Raw genomic sequence first — 9165 nt, forward strand, 5'->3', positions numbered from 1 at the left:
CCTTGGACAGCGCAAGGGCCTTTCCTACGCCCTAGATGCAGTCGCCTCCATGGGTTCCCAGGTTAGTCTCACCCTTATAGGCAGGGTGTCTCCACCTGAATGCCGGCCTCTGGTTGCGGCACTTAGGCGACATCGTTGGATTGAAACGCTGCCTCACCAACAAGTTCTTGAGCAGATGCGACAGCACGATGTGCTGGTACTGCCGTCACTTTTCGAAGGGTATGCCCTCGTTATAAGTGAGGCACTTTCCCAAGGCCTTCCTGTGATTACCACACCAAATTCCGGTGCTACTCACACCATACGGAATGGTTTGGAAGGCTTCATTGTACCGATCCGAGACAGTCAGGCTATTGCCGAGCGGTTACAACAACTTGTAGACAACCGCGCTCAACTTGTCGATATGCGCCTAGCCTGCCTGCGCCGAGCTGCCGAGTTAAGTTGGGCTGGTTACGAACAGGCGCTTCGTGCTGTAGTTGGTGAAGTTCTCTCCCAAGACGCTCCTTCCATCACAAAGCCATAAGGGAACCACAAAAATATTTCCAATTCTGTTGGTTTCAGGAAATGAGACTCATGGCCATGTTTACTAAGCATTGTCGTGTCGTTACTTCAACGGAATCTTCACTGTGCTTATTAGCGCAACCTTTTCCTATTAGCATTCTTTCCTTTATGTTTAGCTTTCTACAATATCTCAATCGCATTAGTAATATTGTGTAACGTCTAGCTTTCAAGCTTTATCTGTTTCCTTATGTTTACCAATAAACTTATTGCATTATGTGCGCCTTACCATTAAAAATTGTAATTGCAGGACCTTTGGGATCAAGCGGCGGTCTTGAAATTCATACAGGTGAGCTCGAATCATTTCTTGTTTCACAAGGCCATCGCGTCCTCAGAATTAATATCATAAGTCAAAACTCATCCAAAGGTGATGCTTTTCAACATATTTCCATATCGAACGTTGCCGGTATGAAAGGTAAGGTTTATAAGGTATTTGATTGGCTAAAGGCTTGCTTCTTAACTCGCATTTTCGCACCCGACTTACTTATATCTACTGCTATAGGTTCTGGCTATAAATGGCTTTCTTTATTTGCTGGCTCCCGGGCTTTTCGTATTGTTCAGATAGTTACGGATGATTACCCTCAAAACGATGTTGGAATGCTTAGTCTTGTGCAAGCGTATGACGCTGTTGCGGCCCAAACATCAATACTAAAGGATCAAGTAAGAAATAAAATTAGTTCAACTGTTACTTGTCGCGTTTTACCTTGTTTTCATCAAATACATCCGACTTCCCGCGAATCTATACTTCCCCATACTTTGCAAGGTGAGATTAGGGTAGCTTATTTTGGTCGACTTGCTGGCAATAAAGGATTATCACTTCTTTTGGACGCCTGGGCACGGCTAGATTTTTCTCCACAACCCAAATTGGATATATGGGGTTCGGGAAATTTGTTGTCTGATCTTGAAGAAAAAATTCGTATCACGTCTTCGCTATTCTCTAGTGTCACACTCAAAGGTCCTTACCCTTGCGGACCTGAATACATAAAACTTCTTTCTTCTTATCATGGTTTAGTCCTCCCAAGTCAATCTACCGAGGGATTGCCTCTTGTTCTTCTTGAGGCTGCCAGTGTTGGTCTACCAATACTTACCACCACTGTTGGTGGGATCCCAGACTTTGCCAACGGAAACCCCGATGTCATTATGGTAGACATCGGACTCCAATCACTTTCCATTGGACTTAATAATTTCATTTGTTTTATACACGATGGTGATAAATTTGATCGTAGCCGCCACAAGTCTCTATTCCTCCGCCAATATTCTAGACCTGCTATAGAATCAGCATGGTCGCAAGTTCTTCATAGCCCATCCTCATATTTTTCAAACTAGGCTAGTATCTGACCTGCCTATTTAGGCCCCCCCCTTTTAGCCCCATCGCTGAATATATTGCAGTTTTTTAATTGCTTTACTGTCTTACTTATCTATACTGCTATGCTTTATTTTAACGATGGCTTATATCTCTATCAATTTTCGTTAATGCTTGGGACGCTACTCTGACCTTTCCATAGTCCTTGCCGATAGGCAGGCGAACATAGTCATCTTGCTTTGATAGTTGATTCAGGGCTTTGCCAGCAGTGACGGCATTACCTCGCTGCGGTGATGGGCAACCCATTACTGCTCAAGCAACTGTCAGACATCGCGACCATGTTGTCTGAGGGTGGTTGTGAACGTGAACATGCGGTATTGGTGAATGGTACTACTGGCTGAATGGACGGCATCACTGAACTTGCGCTGAACCATTGACTTGCATAAGGTACGCCCTGCGGCGATGTTGCTTGGCTCGATACCACGGGTCACCAGCATGGTCCAAAACCCACCTGTCACCCTCTGGAGCTGCTGGCAGGTGCGCGCTGTCCTAGTCCAAGGCGCTCTCTCGCCGCGTAGAGAACCCACTTCCATCATCTATTGAAGTGTGCTCACGAATCCCTGAAGGAATGACCGTGTTCAATGTGCATAGCATAGCTGATATTGCTGGATAGACAGGTAGTTTGAAGCTGAGAGGTGATCACTCACGGCAATGTCACCAAAGGCGTTCCCTTGTATCTCTGCGACCATAACAGAGTGCCACCCGCGCTTTCCTGTGTGGGTGCCGTTTCAAGCGCTGTGAGATGGGCTTCGCCTAAGACGTAGGCCCTGGCTGCACACGGTCAAAAGTGATGGGATGCTCCATCGGCTGCGCCAAAGCTTCACTGAGGCGCTGGCGGACCGTGGCAATCAGCCTTCGAGAAGCTCGAAACCAAGTGCACCTAACCGTTGCAGACTGTGCTCAATCACCAGAAAAGTCGTCGGATATTCACTAAAACTGCCTATGGAGCACGCAGGGCTGATTCAAAGTCTGTCACAACCATCCTTGCTAGTGCTGTCAGCATGAGTTGAGTCGGCGGAATCGCCTCCTCCCTGTGCTCAAAAGCGAGTCTGCTGCAACCGATCTCGACCTAATCAGCTATCTCAAGGCGATAGCGGATGCTCGGATGCGTCGTGGAGTGCGCATTCCTGTCTGGTACCTCCTTTTGGTGGCAGTACTGGGCATCCTGAGCCGCTGCCAAAGCCTGCGCGATCTTGAGCGCTTTGCCATACGTCACCACTGTGTTCTCACCGAGTCGCTGGGTTTGGAGCTGCGGCGACCGCCCTCGGATTCAGCTTTCCGCTACTTCTTTCGGCAGGTTGACGTGGCTGCCCTGTGCACTGCAATCAGGGACTGGACAATTGCTCAGATCCCAGGTGGGGCAAGCGATCTCGACCAGCTGGTCTGTGATGGCAAGACCTTGAGAGGCTCGATTGAGCCCACGGCCGGTGGCGGATCCGCGTTCATTGCCCAGGTGACGCTGTATTCAGCTGCCCTGGGGCTGGCCAACTGCTACGCAGAAGCCTGATGGCTACAGCCAGGCCTGCTACGCCACCGGGGAGAACCACGAACGAGCGGTGCTGAGGCAGCTCCTTGGCGAGCTGGATCTTGAGGGTGTTCTGATCCAGGCGGATGCCTTGCATACCCAGCGTCCGTTTTTCGGCAGCTCCAGGAGCAGGGGGCCGACTTCCTCCTGACGGTCAAGGGCAACCAGAAGACGCTGTATCGCCAGATTCAATCCCAGTTCCAGGGAAAGCGTCACATCCCTTTTGTGGCAATGGATCACGAGATCGGCCACGGACGCAACATCACCTGGACCCTACGCGCCAAACAAGCCCCAGAGCACATCCGTGAGGCCTGGATCGGCACCAGCTGGATAGTGGAGATGACCGCCGATGGCATCCGTGATGGCAAGCCATTTCGGGCGACCCACCTGTTTCTCACAAGCCTGCGCACCACCCCAGAAGCCCTGCTGCGACTGGTACGCGACCGCTGGAGCATTGAATGCTGGCACTGGGTTAGGGACACCCAGCTCCATGAAGATGCCCACCGCTACCGGGGCAATGGCGCTGGCGCGATGGGCACGCTGCGCACCGCGGCCATGAACCTGCTGAGGCTGGCCGGTTTCCAATCAATCCGAGCCGGCATGCAAGCGGTGATGCATGACATCAAGGTGCTGCTGGCGATGGCACGGCGTCAGCCACAACCCAACCCATACTGAGACTTTGAATCAGCCCTGGGGGAGCAGTGGCTGCTTGAGCCGGTGCGGCCAGGAGAGGCAGCAATTCCGCTGGTCCTGGAGGTCTTTGATCGCTCAGGGCTTTTTGGTGTGGTGGTGCATGCAGTGCATCACCTCAATAAGCCGCGCTTGCGAAAGATCTGATCGCTGCTGCCTTAACCTGCCCGGTGTCAACTACGTAGGCGCGCCCGCCTAACTAATTGTCGCCGTGCAAGCCGCACTCCCGCAGGGCCTTATTGAATTCGTAGAGCGTGTCTGGGTGGTTTGGCAGATGCATCACCAAACATGGCCGCAAAGTGATGCTGCCAGGCCAGGATCTGCAGCTTGAGATCGGGGATTGGCGTGGAGTGGGCCACGGCATGGCTCCAAAAGGTGCCGAGCCACTCAACATGGGTTTGAAGGGCAGGTTCACAGGCCAGCCGTTGCAGCGCGTCGAGGATGTCCTAGCGACCCATCTGCTGAAATCCCAACAGCAAATTGCCGGAGTAATCCAGCATGATCCGCGGATTAGCGCCCTCAGCAAGCAACTGGGGAATGATGTCGGCCAAACGCCGATAGCAATGGGCGAAGGCTTCAGGGTTGTGGTTGTCACCCTCGCCGGGATGCTCAACCATGTACTGGAGATGGGAGATCAGCTCTCCATTAGCACCGGCTGGAATCGTGGGCTAGTGCATGTGCAGGGCACAGGCAAAGCCTGAACGAAGCTGCTCCAGCTTGAGATTGGTGGTGGGTAGAAATATCGGCTGCTGCAGCTGCACCAGGGCGAGGATTTCGGCTTCGCGGCCAGCGATAGGTAGCAGAGAGGGGTTGCTCACAGGTTTGAGATAATCAAAGAGTGGCAATGCGCTGGCGAATCAGCGGCACTGAATAACTTGCAAGCTGCTGAGAGAGGATGGTTTGACCGCGCTCCCAAGCAGATCGGCGCGACAAAAGCTCCAAATCATCAAACCAAGCTGATTTGGTCATCTGGCCTACATGGAGGCGTATGTGATAGACATAATCAGAAATTAGTACGCCTGCTGCACTACTTGTAACCGCGATCATCATGCCCACATCTTCACCTTGTGGCAGACCCATCCAACCTCCGACACACTTTAGCAGGGCAGCCTGTACAAGCAGGGTGGTTGGCCCCAATGGAATGCTGTCATGGGGGGATGGCCAGGCTCGCCAGACATCACCCGCCAAGCATAGTCCAGCGGCCACAATGGCGGGATCATTTTTTAGATCATCGGTGCAATAACCGGCTGCCCACAGGGCCCCAGCCTGGCCATTGATTGCGGCCAGGCGCTTGTCGATGGAATGGGGGTAAAGCCAGTCGTCGTCGTCAGCACTGGTGATCCACTCTCCCCGAGCAACAAGCAGGCCAAGATTGCGAGCTGCCGCCTGACCAATCGGCCGGGCAGAAGCAATCACTGTGGCGTTGGCGGCAAGCTCGGCAGGCAGGGCTTCGAGGTCGTTGCCATCAACGACAATCACATGTTCAATATTGCAGCTATTTTCAGCTAGACTGCGATTTAGATTGCTCAGCATAGACAATCGATCAGGTAAAAGCCTGGTCGGAGTAATGACACTAACGGTCGTCAAATTAGTTGGGTTATCGCGAGCTCTTCCATCCTAGGAGTTTGTTGCCAATAGAGCATAGAGGGGCCGAGCTGACAGCAGATCGTAGCTAGCCGAACGACCGCAGCTCTGTTCTTCTGACTTTTTTGGCCCCTATCGATGTTGGAATGGCTCAGCCCTCGGCTCATTGCCAGGGTTACTGCACCTCATCCCGTTGCTACAGCCAGCTCCTGCTGCTGTGATCGGCGGTATCTGAATAATTTGCGCAGGTTGTGGGTGGCGGCAATCAGGTGCTACTCGCCGTTCACCTTCTCCAATCCCCGCAGCAGGAAGCGCCGCAAACTCCGACATTCCTTGATCTGCCCGTTCACCGGTTCCACGATCGCTTTGCGCTGGGCGTAGATCCTCGATCCCACTTCTTGCTCCTGAGCTTGCGGGCCATGCGGGTCTTGGTGTTGGCGTCTCTGGGCAGTTGGCCGCGTTTCGGCGGTAATTTTTGCCCATGCGGGAGCCGGCCGGTGGCGATGTAAGCATCTATGCCCTGATCCGCGCAGACGTTGACATTGTTCTCACTACAGTAAGCCGCATCCATCGTCATCACATCCGGCAGCGCTCCGGCGCTTGCAACGATGCGCTCCAGCATGGGTTCGAGGTGCTCAAAGTCCGGTGACTGGTTGCTCACCCCGACCGCCACGATCACCTGGTGGTCGCTGTCGACAGCCAGCTGGCAGTTGTAGCCCTGCATGCAGGAAGGCGCCTCCTGACGGCATGAGGTGGCTCTCGGGATCTGTGTAGCCGCAGGCTTCCGCGCAGCGGTGATTCCGCTGCGTCTTCTTTGTGGGTGTGCCTTCGGCTTTGTGGGCCAGGCCACTGCACGGCGACAATTAGGCAACGCGCCGGCCACGTTGTTGTCGTAGCCCATCAGGGCAGCTTCCTGCTGCGGCCGCTGCTGCGCCAGGGGGAGCAGTGGCTGCTTGAGCCGGTGAGGCCAGGAGAGGCAGCAATTCCGCTGGACCTAGACCTCTTTGATCGCTCAGGGCTTTTTGGCGTGGTGGTGCATGCGGTACATCACCTCAATAAGCCGCGCTTGCGAAAGATCTGATCGCTCCTGCCTTGATCTGACCTTTGCAGAAGCCTTGCCCTGGCTGGGCCTAGCCCTGTGGGGCTTACTTCGGGTCCTCTCCATTGTGCTTCCTTCCTGCGTCAGTACGCCGCTGGGTTCGGTCCCATCGCTGCGCCACACCTGGCGCCGAAAGTCATGGCATCACTAGCTGCCCAGTCCAAGTTCTGCCGGCCAGAAGAAGATCCCTTCCTGCTGCTCGAATCCACCCTCCGCTCGATTGAGGTGGTGCTGATGCTGCGCCGCGGGTTGCCCCTGCGCCGCACCTGGAGCGAGCAGCCCTATGGAGAAGAGGAAATCACCCTCTTAGAAGAGGAGGTGTTGCCCGCCATCGCAGCGTGCCTGGCACGCATCGATGCCATCGATTCAGCACTTTGCGCCGCTGGAGAAGAGCTCTATCGCCAGGAAGTATTGGCAGCGGCCCAGATGCACCGGGTTCTGCTCCCCAGGGAGGTAGCGCACCTCTGAGCCGGCAATCCAGGCAAGCCGCCGGCTTTGCGCCAGTGGCGGCTTGCCTTTTTGCTCTCGCTTCCACCTGCTCTGCTCTGCCTTTCTGGCAGCCCCAGCGGTCTGAGCCACGCAAGCCAGTGGCTGTTGAGGGGTGATACGCGCAGGGAACTTCAGTGTTCGCAGGTGGCGCAAGGGCTACGCGAGCGGCTAACGCCGCCCTTGCCCTCACCGGCGCAGTCACTTCACGTCCTTTGCGCTCCTATCCAATGGCCGCATCACCAAAGTCACGCCGCAAGAGCTCAGGCCCCTCGCCAGAAGATGCGATGGTGCGTGATCTCATCGAGCTCTTAGAAGCCGGCAGCACGCCATGGCGTAAGCCCTGGGATTGCCACACCGGTGGTATTCACATCAATCTGCTCACAGGCCGTGCCTACCGCGGCAGCAATCCAATCCTTTTTGAGCTCGGCATGGCTATGCGTGGCGCCGATCTGCCCTTCTGGTGCGGCTTTGGGGAGGCCAAGAAGTTGGGCATCTTCCCCCGCAAGCGCTCAAAGTCCGTTCGGATCCTGCGGCCCCAGCTGCACTCCAGCGAGAAGGAGGCTTCCTCTGGCGAGAAGGTGCCCCACAGCTGGGCCAGTTACCGGCCAGTGCCGGTTTTCAATGCCTGCGATCTGGAAGGTGATGCCTTGGCTGGCTTGATCGCCGCACGCATGCCGGCCCCAGAGGCCCGGCCGGGAATTGAGCCGATCGCCCGCGCCGAGCACGTTCTCTCTGCTTGGCCGGTGTCAGCCAGCTGGGGTGGTGAGCGGGCCTTTTATTCCACCAGCTCCGATCGCATCCAGCTGCCGCTGCGCGAGAGCTTCCACGGTGCTGCAGCGCTCTATGCCACCTGGGGCCACGAGGCCATTCATTCCACCGGCCACGAGTCGCGGCTTAAGCGGGATCAATCCGGCGCCTTTGGCTCCAGCAGCTATGCCCGAGAAGAGCTTGTGGCTGAGCTGGGCAGCGTTCTGCTGGGGCAGCGGCTGCAGATCGGCTGTGAGCTTTCCAATCACGCCGCCTATCTCCAGAGTTGGATATCAGTGCTGCGCGAATCCCCCAAGGTGTTGCTGCAGGTGATCAGCGCAGCCCGGCAGGCGGTGGATGCGATTTGCCCAGAGGTAGAAGTGCCAGATGCAGCCTTGGCTGAGTCGAGTGGCTAATAGCATTTGGCGATTATCCGGCAGCGCCATCTCGGCACCTGATATATATCAGGCTAAGCATTCTATTCTAACAAATTGCGCTGCAGGGCTTAATGCTGTGCTGCCCGAGTCGGCTCTTGCCGTCTGGTGTCTTTATGAGTTTAATAGTTATTATTTTATGGTTTATCTATTGTCTTGCCGAGGAAGCTTAGGCCCTTTCCCACCCCCCTTATGGAAATTTTTGCTGCTCTTTTGGCAATAGATTTGACTAGCTGTCTGCTTTCTTCTTGTCGCTCAGCATTTTGCTTTTCTTGGTCGGCAGTCAGTTCCTCCCATTGACTTTTTCTTTCCCTGAGCTCAAGCCTATTTTTGGCTAGCCATGGGTGCTTTGCAAGCACTAAGGCTTCGATATATTCTTGCTGAACGACGACCAATGCCGCTCCACAGCCTGAGCAGAAGCGGGCATTTTCGGTGTAGTCGCGAATGCAGGAAGAGCAATGCATCCCGTGCTCTAGAGCTTGCAGCTCTGCAAATGCTAAAGACATTCTCTTAAATTCTTTTTCAAGAACTTTCGCGGCTTGGGTCTTATTTCGGTGACTTTCAGGAAAGATGTCACTCCTGGGCTGCCACTCAGGCGGCCTGCATCAACGTTAACTCCAGGGCCAGTTCGTTCTCTTCCGGTGGCTTGTTAATCCACACTTCTTCGGGTTGGCGCCAG

General features: G+C 54.7%; 11 protein-coding genes and 2 pseudogenes. 7 read left to right on the forward strand and 6 right to left on the reverse strand.

The window, feature by feature from the left end:
- From KBZ15_RS12520 to KBZ15_RS12535, 4 genes and pseudogenes are all read left to right on the forward strand, one after another.
- A partial coding sequence (locus KBZ15_RS12520; protein ID WP_255015529.1) for a glycosyltransferase occupies window positions 1–520 on the forward strand: 520 nt, incomplete at its 5' end.
- A gap of 251 nt (window positions 521–771) precedes the next feature.
- The gene (locus KBZ15_RS12525) at window positions 772–1881 is read left to right on the forward strand and encodes a glycosyltransferase (RefSeq protein WP_255015530.1); all 1110 of its coding nucleotides are present in this window, start codon (window positions 772–774) and stop codon (window positions 1879–1881) included.
- A gap of 1070 nt (window positions 1882–2951) precedes the next feature.
- On the forward strand, window positions 2952–3425 hold the full coding sequence (locus tag KBZ15_RS12530; RefSeq protein WP_255015531.1) for a transposase family protein: 474 nt from the start codon (window positions 2952–2954) through the stop codon (window positions 3423–3425).
- A gap of 132 nt (window positions 3426–3557) precedes the next feature.
- A pseudogene (locus KBZ15_RS12535) lies at window positions 3558–4118 on the forward strand (ISAs1 family transposase); the annotation flags it as partial.
- Between the two features lie 232 nt (window positions 4119–4350).
- Here the strand turns inward: KBZ15_RS12535 and KBZ15_RS12540 are convergent.
- The 5 genes and pseudogenes from KBZ15_RS12540 to KBZ15_RS12550 all read right to left on the reverse strand — a co-directional run.
- Window positions 4351–4750 (reverse strand): annotated as a pseudogene (locus KBZ15_RS12540) (glycosyl hydrolase family 57); the annotation flags it as partial.
- A 51-nt stretch (window positions 4751–4801) separates the two neighbouring features.
- Window positions 4802–4951 carry a hypothetical protein gene (locus KBZ15_RS18700; RefSeq protein WP_396123471.1) on the reverse strand — a complete coding sequence of 50 codons (150 nt, stop codon included), beginning with the start codon at window positions 4949–4951 and terminating at the stop codon, window positions 4802–4804.
- Window positions 4952–4964: 13 nt separating this feature from the next.
- A complete protein-coding gene (locus tag KBZ15_RS12545) occupies window positions 4965–5666 on the reverse strand; it encodes a glycosyltransferase family 2 protein (protein WP_255015532.1) in 702 nt (233 codons plus the stop codon).
- A gap of 323 nt (window positions 5667–5989) precedes the next feature.
- Window positions 5990–6112, reverse strand: coding sequence for a transposase (locus KBZ15_RS18705; RefSeq protein ID WP_396123472.1), 123 nt, complete (start codon window positions 6110–6112; stop codon window positions 5990–5992).
- Complete coding sequence (locus KBZ15_RS12550) at window positions 6064–6441, reverse strand: transposase (RefSeq protein ID WP_255015533.1); 378 nt, start codon at window positions 6439–6441, stop codon at window positions 6064–6066. Before KBZ15_RS12550 ends, KBZ15_RS18705 begins: the two co-directional genes overlap by 49 nt.
- Window positions 6442–6537: 96 nt before the next feature.
- Here KBZ15_RS12550 and KBZ15_RS12555 point away from each other — a divergent pair, with 96 nt between their 5' ends.
- The 3 genes from KBZ15_RS12555 (at window position 6538) to KBZ15_RS12565 (ending at window position 8468) form a co-directional block, all read left to right on the forward strand.
- Entirely contained in the window at window positions 6538–6798 is a 261-nt protein-coding gene (locus KBZ15_RS12555) for a hypothetical protein (RefSeq protein ID WP_255015534.1), read from the forward strand.
- Window positions 6799–6954: 156 nt separating this feature from the next.
- Window positions 6955–7284 (forward strand): hypothetical protein, encoded by a 330-nt coding sequence (locus KBZ15_RS12560; RefSeq protein WP_255015535.1) that lies wholly within the window; start codon window positions 6955–6957, stop codon window positions 7282–7284.
- A 305-nt stretch (window positions 7285–7589) separates the two neighbouring features.
- The gene (locus tag KBZ15_RS12565; RefSeq protein ID WP_255015536.1) at window positions 7590–8468 is read left to right on the forward strand and encodes an ArdC family protein; all 879 of its coding nucleotides are present in this window, start codon (window positions 7590–7592) and stop codon (window positions 8466–8468) included.
- A 155-nt stretch (window positions 8469–8623) separates the two neighbouring features.
- Here the strand turns inward: KBZ15_RS12565 and KBZ15_RS12570 are convergent, their stop codons facing one another.
- Window positions 8624–8992, reverse strand: coding sequence for a hypothetical protein (locus KBZ15_RS12570; RefSeq protein ID WP_255015537.1), 369 nt, complete (start codon window positions 8990–8992; stop codon window positions 8624–8626).
- Window positions 8993–9165 lie beyond the last annotated feature (173 nt).

The organism is Cyanobium sp. BA20m-p-22 (assembly GCF_024346275.1).
GTDB lineage: Bacteria > Cyanobacteriota > Cyanobacteriia > PCC-6307 > Cyanobiaceae > Cyanobium_A.

Bases quoted from the DNA above. Each gene is read 5' to 3' on its own strand.
- KBZ15_RS12545 (WP_255015532.1), bottom strand. From the start codon at position 5,666: ATGCTGAGCAATCTAAATCGCAGTCTAGCTGAAAATAGCTGCAATATT.
- KBZ15_RS12570 (WP_255015537.1), bottom strand. From the start codon at position 8,992: ATGTCTTTAGCATTTGCAGAGCTGCAAGCTCTAGAGCACGGGATGCAT.
- KBZ15_RS12560 (WP_255015535.1), top strand. From the start codon at position 6,955: ATGGCATCACTAGCTGCCCAGTCCAAGTTCTGCCGGCCAGAAGAAGAT.
- KBZ15_RS12525 (WP_255015530.1), top strand. From the start codon at position 772: ATGTGCGCCTTACCATTAAAAATTGTAATTGCAGGACCTTTGGGATCA.
- KBZ15_RS12550 (WP_255015533.1), bottom strand. From the start codon at position 6,441: ATGCAGGGCTACAACTGCCAGCTGGCTGTCGACAGCGACCACCAGGTG.
- KBZ15_RS12565 (WP_255015536.1), top strand. From the start codon at position 7,590: ATGGTGCGTGATCTCATCGAGCTCTTAGAAGCCGGCAGCACGCCATGG.